Raw genomic sequence first — 20,742 nt, forward strand, 5'->3', positions numbered from 1 at the left:
CTACACACTTATGTAGGCTTAATACTTAACATAATAAATTACTATTAATGTCTTGCTCACAAAGCACCCGCAAGCTGCTACAAATACACAGGTTATGCCGCTGAGCTTACCTATTTTATCAATGCATTAACTTTATCTTGAATTTTGTAGCGCAAGTTTGTCAAATTCCTACCTACAACACAAATTGGATTATCAACACATTTTTTCATTTGCATAGTATAATCTTTACGGGAATCAGTGATCGATTTTAATGCCTCTTTAATCTGTTCTTTGTCACTTAAAGCCGCTGCTTGCCTGATTGTATTTTGAAGTAGCCCTACCATCGTCTCCCTTTGTATAAGCACATCATCTAGCATATCCTCAAGCTCACCTAGACCTTCTACATCTTGTACGTCTTTAGATTTGATTAAATTGACATTACTTTCAATAAAACCTAAATCTATTCCAATTATCCCTAAAACCGCCAATAACTCAGCAGGAGTCCTCAAATTCACCTCGCTATTATCAGTCTTAGTTGTTAAATTCATTACTATTGCTTTCAAATTATCCAAAGATTCAACATCTCGCTTTAAGCTAATATGAACTTGCCTATATTGAGCTCTGGGAATATCAGCCCAAACTATAGAAAAAATATTATCAAATTTAGATTCATCAAATCCTTCAGGCTTATAACTTAATGACTCTTTAAACTTATTAAAGCTTTCAACTAATGCCATATAAGCTTCCTCTGGGGTTCCGGGTTTATCTTCCCCTGCTGGGGTTCCGGGTTTATCTTCCTCTGCTGGAGTTCCGGGTTTATCTTCCTCTGCTGGGGTTCCGGGTTTATCTTCTCCTGCTGGAGTTCCGGGTTTATCTTCTCCTGCTAGGGTTCTTAATTTATCTTCCCCTAATGGCATTTTTTCTTTAGCTTTCCTATCCTTAGGTCCACATCCCAACACCAACACCAACACATTGAGTATAAACATTACCATACATATCTTTTTCATTAACATTTTCCTTTCGACTTTATTTTCGCATTACACACTACCCTTATACTATGCAGTATGCAATACATCTTTATACTTATTATAATACAATAATAATACTATTAATTTAATATCCTAAATTATATTTCATTAATTAATATTTTTGCTTAAATTTAATTGGCACTCTACATCTTGACTTTGCTTCTCTTAAATTTTTCTTCCCTAAGCAACAAAAACAAAAAATATAGCCTACAAACTTATGTAGGCTTAATATTTAACATAATAAATTACTCTTAATGTCTTGCTCACAAGCAACCCAGGCTACTTAACAAATACACAGGTTATGATAATTACTAGATCTACTTCTTTAACTATTCCTTCTTAGCCCCTTTCTTCTTGGGCCCTTTCTTCTTTAACTCTTCCTCTTTAATTCTTGCACTAAGACGAGCCTGTCGTTCCTGCTGCTCTACTAAATCATCAATCTTATTTTTAATTAAATCTCTTAAGCCTAGCAAACTATCATGACCATTCTCAATTTTCTCCAAAATCTCTCCGTTCTTACCAAAAGTTAAATTTACGGCATCCCTAATTAATGCAACCTTTTTTAAACCTGATATATCCCTTATTTTCTCCTTTAATAGTTCCATCACATGCTCCCTTTTTAAAAGCAAGTTACCCAAAACAAGCCTAACAACATTAATTACCTCCATATTATTACTCTTCTGCAATATACTTAGGTTGGCATTACTCAAAATCTGACCATCCTCTTCCACAACATCACTAACATAAATCCCACTATCTCTTAACCCTATCAATAACTTTTCAGCTGCTTCCTTATCAGCAGCAATACCAGTAGCTTTTAATGCCCTTACAATTTGTCTTACTCTCTCAATATGTACAATGTCATGCTTTAGGCCAATGTAAAAATAATTCTTTGAATAATAATCATCACTTCTAAAGGACCGATTAAAGTCATTAAACATGTCATCAAATGCGGACTTATCAAATCCTTCAGGCTTAGAATTCAATGAATCTTTAAGCTTTCCCAAGCTTTCAAGTAATGCAGCATAAGGTGTCTGTGGTAGTGGGACCTTGTATGGACTTGGTTTTATTGGATCAGGTGTATTTAATTGATTCATCGTATGAACAATTTTTACTGCATGTAAATTGATCGGACTATTTGATGGAACTTTTGCACCTGCGGCACAGCTTAGCATCAATAACCCCAAAATACTAACCGCACATATTATCATACCTACTCTTATCATATATTCTCCTTATATTAAGTTATGTGTATCTTTCATGATTAACAATACATAGAAACTATAAATCTATGCAAAATCTATGTAAGACACAATACTTACCTGTAAGATTAATTAATAATATTACTAATTAATAGTTTTGTTATTATTTTTATTAATAATAACAAAAAGACCAGCTTACGTCTTTAATTTACGTTTTAAAGTACGTAAGCTGGATCAGGTGGTGGCTTAACCTGTAATATTTATTATACTTAAATAATATTAAATCTGCAATCAAATTTAAATTTTAAATTAAATTGCATGCCACATTGCAGTTAAGCAGCTGCAACTTGCATGTACATGCAATTACCATGGTGCTGGCTTATGTAATAATTTATTAACTTGCTTCCTAATTGCATTTCTCAGGCCTTGTAAACCTAAAATTGGCTCACTAGTAGAATAAATTCTATCATAAATAAATCCAGGTTTATTAATAAACTTATTAATATGCAAACTCACTCCTAGAGCTGCTCCTTGCATAGTAGCTAATCCTGCTGCTCCTTGTAGCACTATCTTAACTTTCTCTATTATCTCATTACGTACCAATAACATACGATCTAGCATGTCTTTAAGCTCTGTAATGCCCGCTTCATTATCGACACTTTTAAGTAAAGTTAAATTGTCTTTACTTAAAATTTCATTCTCATCATTAAAAACTTGAATTACATATTGTATACTATTATTTAAATTACTTAACAAATCAGAAGCAGCACCCCAATTCACACCCTGTTTAAACGCATCAGAAGCAAGATTCCAATTCTCACCCTGTTTAAACGCATCAGAAGCAGCTATCAAATTTACACCCTCAGAAGCAGTATTCAAATCCACAGGTCTACCAGAATCTGCCAACATCTCTATTACTGCCCTTAAATGGCCTAAAGTTTTAATATCTCGCTTTACACTAGCATAAACATGCTCTGTTCTAGGACTAACTTGAGGGGGGGAATGCCAAAATTTGTTAAACATACTATAAAACTGAAATTCATCAAAACATTCAGGCTTATAACTTAATGACTCTTTAAGTCTCTCCAAGCTTTCAAGTAATGCAGCATAAGCTTCCTCTGATAATATCATTGGTTCTACTGGTAATATTCTTGGCTCTCCTGATAATATTGTTGATCTTTTTTGCAACATTTCTGAGCCGCCTTTCTTAATCTTAACCCCTAAGCCACGCAACTTTGCTAATAAACCATTACCACTTGAAGAATTTTCTTTAAAAAATTCAGCACCAGATGGACACCCTAACAATAGTACGAAAGAACACAAAACGCAGACTATAATACATGTTTTTTTCATTAAAAAACTCCTTTTTTACATATACATACCACACGGCAATGTTATGCCTAAACAGCATATAATATATTTCAATCATTATATTGCATTATTATTAATTAACATTATTAATATGTTATTTATTAACAGAATTTATTATTTTGTATTGTGCTCTTTGGTTTACTTCTACCTTTCTTAATTTATCTTTATTAATTAATAATGCAATGAATTTAACCCGGCATGCTAGCAGCTCATGCAACTTGCTACCTAGGCTATTGTAGGAAACTTAACATATAACTTAACACATATATTACAAATCAATATGATCTCATTTAAACAGGGTGCATCCACCTTAAGCAAAATAAATACACTATCATTCTGACCTTAAAACCTGCAATCTTAAATTATTAAATGTACTTTCAATCTTAGTTCGTAAATCTCTCAAGCTTCGTTTTGTAGCAGAATTAATGTTCTCTTTCAGATCCCCTTGGTCACTGGTAATCAAATTAAGCTCAAGCAAAACCTTTGCATTATCACCTACCACTCTTACAGCCTCTTCTAGCATACCTTTAGCCATATCTGCTACAATATTTCTCAAACTCAGCATCTCATCTAAATCAGCCTTAAGCAAATTCATACCCCTTAAATCATTGCTATGCCGCAAAACATCTAAATTGGCTTGACTTAAAATCCCCTCATTCTCATCCACAATTTCTCTGATGTACATCGCACTAGCCCTTAAACGATACAATAAACACAAAGCAAAAACTTTATCGAACTGACTGGTATTTGATGATATTAAAGCCTCTATCACGGTTTTTAAGTTTGTAATATCCGCAACTTCATGCTTTAGGCTAACATAAACATCACCCCTTGCCCTATCATCATTAAAATCCATCTTAAACTCATTAAATATACTATTCTTAAACTGATCTTTGATTGGCAAAAAAACATCACGATTATAATTATAAGAAGCCTTAAGAGCTGATAAGCTTGTGTTTAATGCATTGTAAGATGCCACTACCTGTGGGTATCTTGCTCTAGGTGGAGGCGGTGTAGATGGTGCTCCGATATCTCCTGTAAATCTATGAGAACCAGATGCATTACCACCTGGAACTTTTCCACCCACAAAACACCCCAACATTAATCCCAAGGTACCAAATAAGCAAATTAGCATAGATATTTTTTTCATCAATATTCTCCTTTCTCAGTCTCCCTACACACTTATGTAAGAAAGCTTAGATAATCCTTAACATAACTATTTTATACTAAATACATCTAAAATTCAGCAACTAAACATACCACTATGACATGGAATTAATAAGCTTAAGCTTATCTTTATTTTTACTATATCTCTCTTATCAAAACCTGCTGCTTCATCTAGTACTACTTAATATGACTTATTAATATAAGTCCCTCAAAACAACATCTTCTCTACTAGAAAATTAAATTTATTAATATCATTATGTGAAAACAAATTTAACTCATAAACGCTTCTAGAATTTTCCGTTATAACCAAATTGCAACTGTAGTCGAGGCTTGAACATCATATTCTCTATCTTGTTAAGTATGACTTTTATGCTTTCGTCTTTATTTCTCATAAAAACTTTTCTATTAATCAGTCCATCTTTATCAATAATAGGCTTAAGCTTATCTTTAATTTTTACTATATCTTTCTTATCAAAACCCGCTGCTTCATCTAATATCGCTTGAATACTAATTATTAAATTACTCCTTAAAAACAATACCTTCTCTACCAGCAAACTAAGATTATTAAGCTGATCTTCAGATAACAAAAGCATTAAACATTTATTATTATCTATAGAACTTATAAATGACTGAACCGACTCCCCACTAATCTTTAAAACTTTAAGCAAATTAAAAACAGCCCTTTCATTATCCTTACCATCTGCTTCTAATAAGTTCTTTACTATATCTCTCAATTTAATAACATATATTTCATTATAATCTAAACCAACATAAATGGAGGTCTTCTCCCACTCTTTTCCAAATTCCTTCTTCAATTGCTCATTATGTTCAAATGGAATCTCTTTATTAAACCTAGCTTCTTTTAATGCAAATGCCTGATTTTTAACCCAAAATTCACTCTTAAAATCCAAATAGCTCCCATGTAATATTAATTTTTCAACCTTATCAATTCGTTCATCTCGCCAATATCCCCCACATGGTCCCTTATTGCCTTTGACTATTTTAGATCCCCAATATCTCTCACGCAATCCTGCTGGCCCTTGTAACCCCCGCGAACCAGGTGCTCCTGCAGGTCCTGCTGATCCGGGTGCTCCTGCTGGCCCAGTACAATTCAAAAAGACCAAAAAGCTTAAAATATACATTACCGCACATGTTCTTATCATGAAATGAATCATGGCTCTTCTCCTTTTCCCCTACACACCTTATGTAGAAAACCCAACATAATATTCCACATAAATACATCCAAACTTCACCCAGCACATACACTAGGAACTATGAGTAAATCTGCCCCTCTGTGTTAACTATAGTATTACAGGATAAACTCTTCCATCTTCTCCTCTCTTGTCCCTATCTCCGTTCTTCCCGTATTTTCGCCAGTCCTTGCAATCTTCGTGGACCTACTGGTCCGCACTCATGGACCACTACATCCCACTATCATAAGCTCCAAAACAATTATAATGCACATTACCATGCAGGTTTTCTACTAAATATCCCTTTTGACATAACACGAAAATATTCTCAAACTATAAAAAACATAATATTTATTTATATTAATCATAATAATTAATACTATATTAATCAACATTTTTACTTAACTGTTTTATTGTTCTTATCCCTTTAACCTTAATTAGCAATATTTGCTTTAAAGAGCTACACAAACTTAGTAATGCACATTAAGTAATGTTTTTTAATATTTACTATCTTTAAATATATCTAGATCTTAAACTGTGCATCACCAAGACAATAATGCTTGCTTTAATTCATCAATTTTTTCTTGTGGATCCATTATACTAGGCTACAAAAATCTAGACCATATTAAAGTTTTTTCAATTATACTATTTATTGAATCACACAAGCTTTGTAAGCTTTTGTTACCACTTTTTTTAGCTATTTTATTATGAATCCGCCCGCCTTTAGCAGTAATAAGCTTAAGCTTACCTTTAATTTTTCTTATATCATTAACATCAATACTCATTGTTTCATCTAGCACTTCTTGAATATGCTTTATCAAATATCCCCTTACAAATAACACATTACTTATAAGCAAACCAAGTTTATTAACATCCTCTTCGGCCAACAAAAGCAGCCCACATGCATTATTATCCACAGCTATTATAACTGACCGGACTAACTCCCCACTAAGCCTTAAAACTTTAAGTAAATTCAAAGCAGTTTCTATATTATCATCATTATCATCACCACCTGCTTTTAATAAATTATCTATTATGTATTTTAATCTCATAACATACATCTCATTATGATCTAAACTAGCGTAAACATCGGCCTTTTTTAAATTACCATCAAATTCTTTTTTAAAGTTCTCATTATATTCAAATGGAATATCTCTATTGAATTTAGCTTCTTTCAACTCGAATTCCCGCTTGTTTGCCCAATATGCACTTATAAGATTGAAGTGACTTCCATTTAGTAGCAATTCAATCTTATAAAATTGTTTATCTGACAACTGTCCCCCGCATAGCCCTCGCTCACCGCTAGGCCCTCTAGACCCGGGTGGTCCAGATACTCCTGATGGACCTGCTGGTCCTGGTGCTCCTGATGGCCCAGTACAATTTAAAAAACCCAAAAAACTTGAAATACACATTACCATACACATTCTTGTCATAAAATAAATCATTAGCCTTCTCCTTTCCCCTACACATTTATGTAGAAACTATCTAGAAACCCAACGTGATATCTATATAGATCATCTAGCTTCACCCAACATACACACTATGGATGGCACCATAGGTGTGCCCGCCCATATTATGTATTTTTCATTGTTGTAATAATCGATTAACTTCAATCCTAATATCATCTTTTAATTTTTTTAAACTTACTTCAATTTGCATATTCTCAATATCCCCATTAATATCTCCTCTCAAATTAGCAATCGGATACAAATGGGATCGAATCTTTGCTAACTCACTCTTACGATTTGCTAAATCTATTACTTGTCGAACTCTGTTAATCAAATCCTGTCTCTGAAAAAACATGGTATCCAAAAGATAACTAAGATTCTCAAGTTTAGAGTCCTCACATCTAGTCAAAATTTGTTCTAAATTGCCCCCACCTAAAATCTTATCTGAGGTTGCATTATTTATAACATCATCAACGTACTTCCCAAGATTCTTTAAAGTTGACAACAAGTTCTTAGCAACACTAATATTATCATCAGAAAGGGGATCGGTTAATAATTTATTTATTATAGATTCTAAATTAGTAGCAGAAACCTGCTCATAATTTATACCAGCATAAAGATAATCCTTTTTATCATCACTATCAAATTCTTGTCCAAATATAACACTACCATTAGCATCTAACTTGTCAAATGCAATACCCACTTGTTTTAAGTCAAATGCATTTCGGCGAGCAGAATATGCAAGGCGAATACGATTGTACCCTGTCTTTAGCTGTGCAGAATAAACTAGTCCTGGTAGTCCTGGGACCCCTGCTGGTCCTGACAGTCCTGGTGTTCCTGGAAACCCATCTAATCCTGGGGGCCCTTCTGGTCCTTGTGGTCCTACTGCTCCCATTGGCCCTTGCGGACCTGCTGCTCCTATTGGTCCTTGTGGCCCTGCTGGTCCTATTGGCCCTTGCGGACCTGCTGCTCCTCGTGGCCCTGCTACTCCTATTGGTCCTTGTGACCCTGCCGGGCCTCGTGCTCCTGCTGGTCCTTGCGGACCTGATGCTCCTATTGGTCCTTGTGGCCCTGCTGGGCCTCGTGCTCCTGCTGGTCCTTGCGGTCCCATTGGACCACTACATCCCATTATCATAAACTCCAAAGCAATTATAATACACATTACCATGTAGGTTTTTTTCATTAAATATCTCCTTTTTATGAATTTTATATATCTCTTTTATATAACAAAAAATATTCTCAGGCTATATAAGAAATAATAATTATTGATATTAATCAGTATATAATATCAATAACAATAACAATTAATATTATAATAATCAGTATCTTTACTTAACTGTTTTATTGTTCTTATCCCTTTAACCTTAATTAGCAATATTTACTTTAAAGGCCTACATAAATTTAATAATGCACATTAAAAGTAGTATTTGAATAACATTTATTATGTTTAAACATATCTAGATCTTAAGCTATGCACCACTAAGGCAATAATGCTTGCTTTAATTCATCAATTTTTCTTGTGGTTGCATCTCTTAAACCTTGCAAGCTATCATCCCCTGTATAAATCTTTTTATAAATTTTGCCTCGAGTTTGAACAATTACATCTAATTTAGCTCGAATATCTGCAATATTAAGAGGCATTAAAGACAATTCTGCATTTCTTAATGACTCTTTAATACCCTCTATCACGTTTTCTCTTTGTCTTAACATCATCGTTAACATAGCATTAATTTCACTAACATCTATTACATTATCGCCCCTCTTCAGTTTATCCAAATTGACATCATTGCAAATCGTATCTTTTTCATTTATAACTTCACGAACGTACTGCGCACTACTTCTTAAAGCCAATAACAAATTCTTAGCGGCTTCTTTACTAACATCATCAACATCACCAATTAATGCAGTAACAAGTTTTTTTACTATTTCAATATCTACAATGCTATACCCTAGACCAGCATAAACGTTGCTTCTCTGCTTTCCTGTCTTAAATTCATCCCCAAATTCAATACTGTTAAATGGAATTTCTTTATCAAAATCAGCTTCTCTTAACTTGAATGCACTATAATTAGCACCATATACTTTTACAAGATTTAAATAATTTGCCTTTAGCAAATCAACATCACTTCGCCCATCATGTCCTGGAAGCCCATTGCGGCCATTATGTCCTTTATCTCCGTCTGCTCCAGGTCGTCCAATTCGAAAAACACACCCTACAAACCCTAAGGCAATTAAGATGCATATTAACATACATATTATTTTCATTAATCTTCCCCTTTTCTTTATTTTCCCCCATACATTCTCATGGCACTAATACTTGCTTTAATGCATTAACTTTTATTGTGATTGCATCTCTTAAACCTTGCAAACTATCATCCCCCGTATAAATCTTTTTATAAATTCTTCCCTGGTTTTGAATAATTACATTTAATTTATCTCGGATATCTGCAACATTAAGAGGCATTAAAGACGATTCTGCGTTTATTAATGCCTTTTTAAGATCGTCTAAAACACTTTCCCTTTGTCTAAAGATATCCATAACCATAATATTAAGTTCAGTAATAATAGATTCATTATGTTCATGAAACTTAGATAAACCAGTACCGGATAAAAATAAATTTATAACCTCATTGACATATTGTGCACTATCCTTTAAAGCCACTAGCAACGCCTTAGCAACATCCCTATCAAGATTATTAGCAGAAGAAGCATTTATTAATTTCTCTAAGATTCGTTCTACTATACCAATACTTAACTCGTCATGCTTTAAGCCAGCATAAACGTAGTCCTTTTCATCTCTTGTATTAAATTTATTCTGAAAGGCAGCATGTCTAAACGGAATACTTTTATCAAAACCTTCTCTTTTTGACTTGAATATCCCATTGTTACAAGTATAAGAAGCTTTTAGAAGTAATATATTTGCCTCTAATAATTCAATATCACCTCGAATACCTTGGCCATCTTTCCCATCTTTTCCATCAGGACCTCTAGCTCCATGTGGTCCTATTGGACCAATACACCCTACAAGCCCTAAGGCAATTAAAATGCATATTACCATACATATTATTTTCATTAATCTTCCCCTTTTCTTTATTTTCCCTCATACATTCTCATGGCACTAATGCTGCTTTAATTCATTAATTTTTTCTTCAATTGCATTTTTCAAGCCTCTCAAAGTCATATTAGTCCCATAAATTTTTGCACGAACTTTTCCTCCTGCCAAAATAATTGAATTTAACATAGTTCGAGCTCCTACAAAATCTATAATATTTGGACTTAAGAATGGTTCTGAACTTTTTAGCCTCTCTTTAACATCATCTATCACACTTTCTCTTAGTCTTAACATCATCATTAACATAACATTAATCTCACTAATACCTGCTACATCATTACTCTGCTCCAATGTAGCTAACTCAGCCTCTAACAAAGATATAACCTGCCTGACAAACCAAGAGCTGTCACTTAAAATTGGCAACAAAGCCAGAGCATCAGATTGCAACGTACCATCAACTTGACCACGAAGAGAACCAACTTCAAAGTCCTTTATAATTTGTTCTACTATTTTAATATCTGCAATATCATACTTTAAGCTAGCATAAAAGTCATTTCTCTCATTATCTGGATTGTCTAGCTTAAATCTATTCCCAAACATATTATGCTCAAATAAAACCTTAGTATCGATATTCGCTTTTTGTAAATCAAATCCCTCAACGTTAGCATTATATGAACGTTTAAGCCCCAATAAATTCATCCTTAGTATTGCAATATCACCTCGTACGGCTTTCTTTCCCAGATCTCCTGTGTGCCCGTCAATCCCTGCCGGCCCAGACACCCCGACTGGCCCTCGGGGACCTAAACACCCTACAAACAAGGTATTTAAGATGCACATTAACATATATATTCTTTTCATTAATCCCCCTTCTTTATTTCTCTTAATAAACTACTATGGCACTAGTGCTCGCTTTAATCCATTAATTTTTTCTTCAATTATCCCTCTTAAACTTTGCAAGTCCCTATTAGTCCCCAAAATTTTTCCAGAAACTTTTTCACGAACTTTTCCCCCTAACCTAGTAATTGGACTTAATGCAACTCGAATGCCCGTAATATTAATAGGATTTGAACTTAAATGCAGTTTTGACTTTATCAGTATCTCTTTAACATCATTTATTACACTTTCTCTTTGTCTTAACATCATCAGCAATATGACATTAATCTCACTAATACCTGCTACATCATTACTCTGCTCCAATGTAGCTAACTCAGCCTCTAACAAAGATATAACCTGATTAACACACCGCCCACTCATACTTAAAGTTACCAATAATAACAAAGCATCAGATTGAACCATATTATCAGGACTATTTGCTAATTCTTTTATAAGCTGTTCTATTACTTTAATATCTGCAATGTCATGCTTTAAGCTAGCATAAAAGTCATTTCTCTCATTATCTGGATTGTCTAGCTTAAATCTATTCCCAAACATATTATGCTCAAATAAAACCTTAGTATCGATATTACCTTTTCGTAAATCAAATTCCTCAACGTTAGCATTATATGAATGCTTAAGCTTCGATAAATTCATTCTTAATATTGCAATATCACCTCGTCCAGCTTTCTTTCCTGGATCTTCTACATTCCCTTCAGTTCCTGCTGACCCGGGTATATCCCCGCTGGCCCCGTTTGAACAGAACATATTACAAATCATAAGGTACTTAAGATTACCATACATATTCTTTTCATTAATCTCCCTTTTGTCTTTATTTTCTCTTACATAACATAAAATACACTCCACAGAAAGCATTTGCATACTACTAGCCACATTAGATAGAACATCTATACTATATAAGAAACAATATTTATTTATATTGATTATTATAACATAATATTATTATTAATATTAATTAATATTGTATTAATTATTATATTTATATATTTGCTAACTTGATCTAATACCTTTGCATGCCTTTTTATCAATCTAACAATACAATCAATAAATACAAAATACCCAAATAGGCTATAGGGTAAAAACAATATGATATATTTCTTTGCTAACTAATCAAATATAAATACTCCGTCTATAATTTAGTTTCAAAGCTTCTAAATTATAGGTGGACGGGCTTGCTCTAGTGCTATGCTACAACACTTAGATAAATACAATAATGAAAAGGTATTATCTGTCTAGCAAATTGTACAATGTTTGTGGCAATAAAAATATAAATCTAAAATAAGTAATGTGAAATGAACTTGTGATAACTGCCTGTTATGCATGGTAGAGATATGTAATACTTAATTAAGGATTATTAATAAAATAATAGAAATAAAAACCAAGGTGAAAACGACCTGGGGTTAAGCTTGCAACTCATGCTCTAGTGGATTTAGTGTTTTAAACCTAAAATTTATATGGGATTACAAGAAACCACTTCTATAAAAAGATCATAAAAGTAGCACTTCACTTGCCATGGCTAATATAGCATAAATTTCAAACTTTACATATTAGGCACTAGATGAATAAAATATTTACCCGCAAGTAATATTATTCAGATTGCAAAAAATAGGGCCTACAACTGGCCCTAACTGAACTCTATCTTTAATGAGCATTAACGGCTTTCCGTATTGCTATCTTTAATGACATCATAGCTAAAATTCCAATCTGGATCTCTGTTTTATGCTCAACAATCCCATTAAGCTTGTCTGTCACAAATTTAGCATCGGCACTTGTTGCTGCTAATATTATTTGCTCTTGAAGTTTACTTATCACGCTTTCTCTTGTTGAAATGAATTGCTCCAAATTAGCATAAACGTTAAGCATAGCATTCATACCCTTACTTTTAATTTTGGCTAAACCGTCCTCATCCAAGATCTCACTTAAGACTTGTTCGGTAAATTCCGTAATTTCACGGCAATCCCTAAACAACTTATAAAGAACAAAATTATATGTATTCTTATCAGGATCAACTAACAAATCTAATATATTATCTAATGCCTCAAGAGCCTTAAAATCGTGTCCTAAGGCAGCAAAAACTTCATCCTTTTTATAAGGATCCTCAAAGACTGGTGAGACTATATCATAAAGAATACCATATAAATACTTCTCTTCGGCAAATGCATCATGTTCCCCACTAAGCTTAGCCTCGTACTTAACTACTCTATCTGACAATAGCTTGTAAGCTTGCTCTGCTGTCTCTATCTTAACAATTTTTATGTCATCTTCCAGGGGAGGAAGTTCCCTATTCCCTATCGCTTGAACATTATCATCTTTATTCTCCTTTGAAAGGAATGGTACTGGTGGTGGCAGATGAACATTCCTTCGAGGTGGTGTAACCACTCTGTCCCTTGAACGTGGCTGGACCACTTCTAATTGAGCCGCATCTCTTTTTTTACCCGGCTGATTATCCACTTCTTGCTTACAAGACAAAATACTTAATACACATAACATATACAATACGCATAATGTAAATAACAAAACACCGATTCTTTTCATGTAATTCTCCTTTTTTACCATACAGCAATGCCATATAGTTAATACGTTTTATATTAATCAATATAGAGCATAATCACAGTTGTACAATAAATTTAACGTTTAACAATTTAAATATTTATAGATTCTAAAATTAATCTAACTAACAATATTAGCCTAAAAATAAACAATAAATCCTTTTTAAGATATATTTAATATCATTAATTGATATTTCAAAATAAATAAAAGGAAAAAAATTTTGCATATCTTTGTAATTAAAACAAAGTATCAATATATTAATTAAATTTAATTACCCAGATCCCAATGCACCTATTCTGCTTAATTAGATAAAGGGACATTAAAAATAAAAGCAAAGGAACTAAGCCCCATTCAAATAGACTACTTAACTAAATATGCTATGCGAGCTACCATTCCTATAATAGAGTAAGATGCACGCTGAATCTCTCTATCAGAACCGCTCTTTAACCCAATAGTTTTCTTAAGCCCATCTAACATATCTCCCTTATCTTTTAATGATAATGATGTTATTTGGTCTTGAATTATCTTTACTACCCTGTCTCTCTCTTGCATAAATCTTTCTAAAGAAGCATTAATTGCAATAATATCCTCTACACTCTTGCTAGTCTTAATTCGCTCAAGGTTAGTACTACTTAAATGAGTATTGACAAGTTTTCTGGTGTAATCCGAAATATTTAATAAGAGATTAAATAGATGGACGGCAACTTTTGTATCGCCATAAGTATACAAAACAGGCTCTTTTAAATCTAAGTTATTAAGTATCCTTTCCAAACTTATAATAACTGTTACATCACTTCCCAACGCAGCATAAATGTCTGCCTGTTGCTCTGCAGCAGTAAAGATTGGGGATATCTTTTTGAAGGGAATACTTAATGAATAGTACCTTGGATCAAATTGATTACGCTCATTTACAAGTTGCGACTTACACTTTCTTACTCTAGCCTCAAACTCAGCACAAGCTTCTCGTGCTGTTTTTCTTGGAACTTGTAATCTCTCCTCTACATCAACCTCTAAGTGCGGCTCATCCTTTTTGCCTTGAACTCTCTCATCCTTAAGCTTTTTACCCGTAACCTTCTCATCTTTAAGCTTTTTACCCGTAACCTTTTTATCTTTAAGCTTCCCATCTTCAACCTTTTTGTCCATACCCGAAGGTTTCACCGCCTCCCCACTCCTTAAGTAACCTTTTGACTTATCTACAACTGAAGGTTTTTTATTCTCTATATCTGCTTGGCTTAAGCCTAAGTTACCTTCTGATTGATGCGCAATTGGAAGCTCCGTAACAATTCCATCTGTTAACTCACCCTGCTTACAGAACATCATACCAAAGGCACATAAAAATGTTATACCCAACTTTCGCATAAATATCTCTCCCTTTTTTAAAACATTTACATATCTTAATATTTAGTATCCAATGTAACGCAATATAATGATATTTACATGATATTTATCAAATGATTTATGTAAAAATACAAAAAAATTAAATTTTTCATTTAGGACAAAAAATGTGGGAAAACATAATACACAATAAAAGCAAAATATAAGATAAATAAAATATCAATTAGCATGCATAAAAATGAGAGTTAAAAATTAACTCTCACACATTTAACTAATAAACTAATTTAATTTACTGAACTAATTTTTTCATTTGATCCCCCAGGTCTACGATCAAGTAAGATACGCTCTGAATTTCTTTACTAGCATTATCTCCTAAGCCAACAGTTCCCCTCAGCCCCTCTAACATAGCTTCCTTATCTTTTGATGCTAATAACGTTATTTGGTCTTGAATTGTCTTTACTGCCCTGTCTCTCTCTTGCATAAATCTTTCTAAAGAAGTATTAATTGCAATAATATCCTCTACACTCTTGCTAGTCTTAATTCGCTCGAGGTTTGAAGTACTTAAATAAATATCCATAAATCTTCTGCTATAATAGCCAACCTGCCATACTAGCATTAATAAGTTATTAGCAAGTTTTACATCAACATTACGTGAAGAATCGGAATCTCTTTGTAAGTCTAACTTCTTTAGTAGTACTTCCAAATTTCTAATAACTTCAACGTCATGGCCTAAGGCATCATAAATATCTGACTGTTGATCTAGAGAAGTAAATCTCAAGTCTACATCCTTGAAAGGCACATGTAATGAATGATGGTTTGGATCAAATTGAATACGTTCACTTACAAAACCTGATCTATGTCTAGCCACGCTCCCTGAAAGTTTAATGTAATTCTCTTCTACATCTTCTTCCACTACTGACTCTTCTACTGGTTTTTCTAGGTCTTTTTTTAGAGGGCTTTTTAGGTCATCGTTTTTTGGACCTTTTTCTAGAACTCTTGGGATATCTTTTACGCTACGCTTTAACTCACTATTCCGGACTTCAGCCTCTCCTTTTACTTCACTTGGCACCAAATAGGTTCTTATAATACTCCTCAACTGTTCTGCAGCTTCACTCTGACTGAAATCTGCCAAGCCTAAGTCATCTTGTTTACAAGACATAACACTTAAGAAACACAACATATAAAATGCCATACTAAATCTTTTCATATATCTCTCCTTTTTAAAATTACACATCATACAATACTTAATATTGTATGACATATAATAACATAACAATCTTAATATTACACAAAACAAACATCCACTAACTTATCTCGTTCCAAATTACAATAAAATCTTGGATTACTTGTTTAAAATCAACATATAAATTGTTATATTTCTTTGCAGGAGTTACTCTTAATACCAATAGTTTTAGTAAGTTCCTCAAAAGCATTCTCTTCCTTACTTTAAGCTAATACATGCCCCCTACTTATACCTCTCTATTTCAAAATACACTATTCATATCTCCCCCACTCTGGCTTTCTTGCACTTAAGAACAAGTTAAAAATTCCTTTTCCACTAACTAAGACTCCAAATTGTAACTGCAATTATACCCATTAAGCTAACTGCCTTGCCAATTTCTCCCTCATTGTCAACAATTTGCTTTATTCCTGATAACACGGATTCTCTAGTAATTCTTGATTCTAAGGATGCTATCTGCGATTTAATTTTAGATATACAATTTTCTCTTATATCAATAAATTCTTCTAGATGGGTATAAATCTCAGTAATCCTTGCTTCATCCTTGTTAGATTTAATTTGAATTAAGTTTTCATCACTCAAATAATAATTTATAACTGTTTTGGCATAATCAACAATATTATTTAAAATTGCCAATAAACTATAAGCAATATCTACATCAGTATTGATAAAATGAGGGATATTTAAATCCAATTTATTAAACAATCTTCCCAATTGTTTAATAGCCTCAACATCATACCCCAAGCCAGCATAAATCTTGTCTTGTTTATCTGAAACAGTCAAGTCTGGTGAGATTTGCTTGAAAGGAATACTAAAGAAAAGCTCGCCTAGATTAAAGTGATTGTAGGCATCTTCAAGCTCCTCTCTGTAAGCAATGACTCTTGTCTTTAATGCATAGTAAGCTCGATCTTTAGCACTTATATTAAAGAATTGCTGTACACCGCCTACATTGCATTTTGCATTAAATGCCTTTCTAATTGGTCCGTTCTTTGCATTCCCTTCTAAATTACAATCCACAACATCCACAATTAAATTAGCTCTTTCCATATACTTCTCCCTATTGCGGTTTATTTATCATATGGTAATTAATACCATATGATAAATAATACATATTTATACTAAATATAATATACCAACAATTAAATTTATCCATAATTTCAATAAAATTTAATAAAAATTGAATAAAATCTTTTAAAAACCTTTTTTGCATATAATTGCACTACAGAAGAGCGAAGTAAATAGGCCATAAGCCTATTTACCTTTTACTTACTCTAAATTTTTAACTGTATTTGTAATTGCCATGCTAAATTCTCTTAAAGCACTAACTCTAAAATTAATATCTTTAGCATTAACAAAATTTTTATCTAACACATCTATTATTGCCTCTTCCTCAGTCACTGATTCTGCGGATTCTACACTATCCCTAATCTTATTTATCAAGTGGTCTCTAATCTTCATAATGCTATCCAAAGAATCAACAATAAGATCAATATCATGTTTTTTCTTGTGATTCTTTGTTTTTTCCAAGACTTCATCACTAAAATGATTTAAAGATTCTTTTAATCGATGTGACAAATTACTTAAAACTGATAACACGCCATGAGACACCTTTGTGCTCCTATTAGAGCAAGGTGGGCTAATTAAGTTTAATCTATCAAATATCCCGCCTAATTTCTCAATAAGCTCAACATCATGCCCCAAGCCTGCATAAACTTCATCCTGTTTATCTTTGGAATTAAAGTCTGATGCAATTTTATTGAAAGGAATATCAAATGATAGGTTAGTTAAATTAAATTGAATAAGTTCATTTTCAAGTTTTTCTTTTAAAGTTTGTATTCTCTCTAAAAGTTCAGGATAAGACGTATTTTCTGCCTTACTACCATCCACACCATTAGCACCATTTTGACTGTTACCTAATCCGATGTTTTTATGCCCACCTTCACCCTCACCTTTGCTTTTAACTTCAATTTTACCCCCTCTCTCACCTCTATCCCTATCCTCATCTAATCTATCCCCCGGCTTTAATTGAATACCTGGTGAAATTACTGCCTGCTCTCCCGCACTGCCCCTTAGTTCCTGCAAGTCTTCATCCTGTAAATCTGCATTTGCAAGTGTCAAATTCTTGATTTTTGCTTGATTTGTTCCCATATAATGTAAACCATCAGCTTCATCCTGCCGAGACCCCCCTGCTCCCATTTTGTATTCGTCTTCTAAAGCCCAATACCTACAAGAACTCATACCTAATGCACATAATAAATAAAATACTAAACCTACTATTTTCATAAACTTCTCCTCTTTCAAGCTTAAATGCCCAACAATTCAATATTTATTTATACTGAATACATTTTAGTATACAATATTATGTAATATAATTATATGCATAAAATAGGATGCTAAAATACATTCAATATCTAAATATCTACTTAAACTACTTAAAAAATTAAAGTATCACACAGCAGATTTAAGGCCCAAAAAGTACCATACTCCAGTATTTAGCTCTTAATAAAACATAAAACTACATCTACCATCAATCTCATACTGGCATAAAACACAATAATATCGCTTCGATTCGAAATGCTTGATCCAATAGAATTGCCGTGCCTTAGACTATCATTTTGTACAATAATATTATTAGCAAGTATCTCTAAAACAGACGCTCTACCAAAATTATTGACTGCTATTCTTACTAGTGCATCTGAAAGTTTACTTACAAACCTATTTCTATCCTCAACCACCTCTTCTAAATAAAAATAAATTTTAGTAAGCTCTTCAGCAGTCTTGGTGGCCTTAAGTCGCTCTAAGGTTGCATCACTAAAATTCTCATTTAGAAGTGTTTTAAGTAACCTTGCACTATCTAACAAATACTCTAATAATTGCGAAGCATACATTAAATCTAGATTAATGGAATGAATGTTTAAGTTTAATGTATGAAATATAAACTCTAAACTCTTAATAGCTCTAATATTATAATCTAAACCTTCATAAATGAAATCTGCATTATTATAGACTGGGAATATTTGTGCTATAGGAAAATCAAATATAGGCTTACCTCCACTGCCTAATTTTTTAAACGTTCTACCATTAAATAACCCTTTATATTTTTTTACCATTTTATAAAGTTTATAAAAAGCTACATGTCTAGAATCAATCTTGGTTGGTTTTAACACCACTCTTTGATCACATGGACCTATATTTTTTTCTAAATCTTTTGAATCTGTTGTACCAAAACCCGAGCCGTTTGGATCATTTTGCTCACAAGCCAGCATGACCAATACACATAATACCATACTCACATTTTTCATGAATTTCTCCTCTTCTTATACAAATTCATATATAGATAGTAATAATGATAATTAAGATATAAATATATACATAACAACATTTCAATCAAACTCTTGTATTGGCACAATGTCTCAAGTCGCGCTCTAATCTTTGCTCCAACACCTAAAACTTAAAATACAACTTTTGTAATTAAATCAACTAAATTGTCAATATCTCTTAACAAACTATACATGCTCCCAATTTTTTCCTTAATTTTTCCATCATTAACAATCTTCTTAAGTTCACTCTCCATTTCAAGTCTATTACCTCTTACTAATGCTGCTCCACTTATAACCTTTTTAAAGTCTCCAATTAACTCATCCCTTGCCTGCATAAACGCAAACAGATAATAAGTAATCTGAGTAATATTCTCTACTGTTGCAGCACCACTAGTTCTAATTTCATTTAATTTTTCATCACTCAAGCTATTACAAAGAGAATTAGTATAATACACAACCTGCTCCAAATTGAATAACAATAGAGAAACAATCCTTGCATCTCTATCTCCCTCATTAGCCCATACTTTCCAAGTAAATTGAGAAAGTATGGACTTTAATGCCTTCACAATGCCACGATCATGTCCTAAAGCTATATAAACATCGTGACTCTTCGTATTTTTAGGTACCATACCATAATCTGCTAATTCACGGACAATAAAATCACTATTATCATCAATCAAATAAGGAATACCGTTTATATCACTTAAATGTTCCTCCAAAAGTTGCTCTTTAAAATGCTCTACTAGTGATTTTAAGTCATCACAAGCTTTACTTCTCGTCTTCTGTAAAAATGGCACTAGCATAGACATTCTAGAGAAACCTTTTGCTCTACCATCACGCATTGATACTGCGTCACGTACCTTACCATCAGCAGTACACCCTAGCACTAAAACCAGCATACACAATACCATACCAAACCTTTCCATAAAATCTCTCCTCTTAACTATCACTATTCTTTCTGCAAAA

General features: G+C 33.0%; 18 protein-coding genes. All 18 read right to left on the reverse strand.

The window, feature by feature from the left end; translation table 11 throughout:
• Window positions 1-110 precede the first annotated feature (110 nt).
• On the reverse strand, window positions 111-986 hold the full coding sequence (locus bhYOR_RS05575; protein ID WP_025434198.1) for a hypothetical protein: 876 nt from the start codon (window positions 984-986) through the stop codon (window positions 111-113).
• A 350-nt stretch (window positions 987-1,336) separates the two neighbouring features.
• A complete protein-coding gene (locus tag bhYOR_RS05580) occupies window positions 1,337-2,233 on the reverse strand; it encodes a hypothetical protein (protein ID WP_025400271.1) in 897 nt (298 codons plus the stop codon).
• Window positions 2,234-2,572: 339 nt separating this feature from the next.
• Complete coding sequence (locus bhYOR_RS05585) at window positions 2,573-3,562, reverse strand: hypothetical protein (RefSeq protein ID WP_025400272.1); 990 nt, start codon at window positions 3,560-3,562, stop codon at window positions 2,573-2,575.
• A gap of 349 nt (window positions 3,563-3,911) precedes the next feature.
• Entirely contained in the window at window positions 3,912-4,730 is an 819-nt protein-coding gene (locus tag bhYOR_RS05590; RefSeq protein ID WP_025400273.1) for a hypothetical protein, read from the reverse strand.
• A 304-nt stretch (window positions 4,731-5,034) separates the two neighbouring features.
• The gene (locus tag bhYOR_RS05595) at window positions 5,035-5,922 is read right to left on the reverse strand and encodes a collagen-like triple helix repeat-containing protein (protein ID WP_025434199.1); all 888 of its coding nucleotides are present in this window, start codon (window positions 5,920-5,922) and stop codon (window positions 5,035-5,037) included.
• 620 nt (window positions 5,923-6,542) lie between these two features.
• Window positions 6,543-7,382: a collagen-like triple helix repeat-containing protein gene (locus bhYOR_RS05600; protein ID WP_025400275.1), complete on the reverse strand. Its 840-nt coding sequence runs from the start codon at window positions 7,380-7,382 to the stop codon at window positions 6,543-6,545.
• A gap of 139 nt (window positions 7,383-7,521) precedes the next feature.
• Window positions 7,522-8,568: a hypothetical protein gene (locus bhYOR_RS08150; RefSeq protein WP_281506148.1), complete on the reverse strand. Its 1,047-nt coding sequence runs from the start codon at window positions 8,566-8,568 to the stop codon at window positions 7,522-7,524.
• A 296-nt stretch (window positions 8,569-8,864) separates the two neighbouring features.
• On the reverse strand, window positions 8,865-9,650 hold the full coding sequence (locus bhYOR_RS05610; RefSeq protein ID WP_025434200.1) for a hypothetical protein: 786 nt from the start codon (window positions 9,648-9,650) through the stop codon (window positions 8,865-8,867).
• Between the two features lie 37 nt (window positions 9,651-9,687).
• Complete coding sequence (locus bhYOR_RS05615; RefSeq protein ID WP_025400278.1) at window positions 9,688-10,458, reverse strand: hypothetical protein; 771 nt, start codon at window positions 10,456-10,458, stop codon at window positions 9,688-9,690.
• A gap of 45 nt (window positions 10,459-10,503) precedes the next feature.
• Window positions 10,504-11,295, reverse strand: coding sequence for a hypothetical protein (locus bhYOR_RS05620; RefSeq protein WP_247088469.1), 792 nt, complete (start codon window positions 11,293-11,295; stop codon window positions 10,504-10,506).
• Window positions 11,296-11,328: 33 nt separating this feature from the next.
• A complete protein-coding gene (locus tag bhYOR_RS05625) occupies window positions 11,329-12,204 on the reverse strand; it encodes a hypothetical protein (RefSeq protein WP_155265599.1) in 876 nt (291 codons plus the stop codon).
• Window positions 12,205-12,972: 768 nt separating this feature from the next.
• Entirely contained in the window at window positions 12,973-13,866 is an 894-nt protein-coding gene (locus bhYOR_RS05630; RefSeq protein ID WP_025400280.1) for a hypothetical protein, read from the reverse strand.
• A 375-nt stretch (window positions 13,867-14,241) separates the two neighbouring features.
• A complete protein-coding gene (locus tag bhYOR_RS05635; RefSeq protein ID WP_025434202.1) occupies window positions 14,242-15,240 on the reverse strand; it encodes a hypothetical protein in 999 nt (332 codons plus the stop codon).
• Between the two features lie 265 nt (window positions 15,241-15,505).
• Window positions 15,506-16,423: a hypothetical protein gene (locus tag bhYOR_RS05640; RefSeq protein WP_025434203.1), complete on the reverse strand. Its 918-nt coding sequence runs from the start codon at window positions 16,421-16,423 to the stop codon at window positions 15,506-15,508.
• A gap of 351 nt (window positions 16,424-16,774) precedes the next feature.
• Window positions 16,775-17,503, reverse strand: coding sequence for a hypothetical protein (locus tag bhYOR_RS05645; RefSeq protein ID WP_025400283.1), 729 nt, complete (start codon window positions 17,501-17,503; stop codon window positions 16,775-16,777).
• Between the two features lie 219 nt (window positions 17,504-17,722).
• Entirely contained in the window at window positions 17,723-18,739 is a 1,017-nt protein-coding gene (locus bhYOR_RS05650) for a hypothetical protein (RefSeq protein ID WP_025400284.1), read from the reverse strand.
• A 209-nt stretch (window positions 18,740-18,948) separates the two neighbouring features.
• Entirely contained in the window at window positions 18,949-19,758 is an 810-nt protein-coding gene (locus bhYOR_RS05655; RefSeq protein WP_025434204.1) for a hypothetical protein, read from the reverse strand.
• Window positions 19,759-19,907: 149 nt separating this feature from the next.
• A complete protein-coding gene (locus bhYOR_RS05660) occupies window positions 19,908-20,702 on the reverse strand; it encodes a hypothetical protein (RefSeq protein WP_025434205.1) in 795 nt (264 codons plus the stop codon).
• Between the last annotated feature and the right edge of the window lie 40 nt (window positions 20,703-20,742).

The organism is Borrelia nietonii YOR (assembly GCF_023035795.1).
Lineage (GTDB): Bacteria > Spirochaetota > Spirochaetia > Borreliales > Borreliaceae > Borrelia > Borrelia hermsii.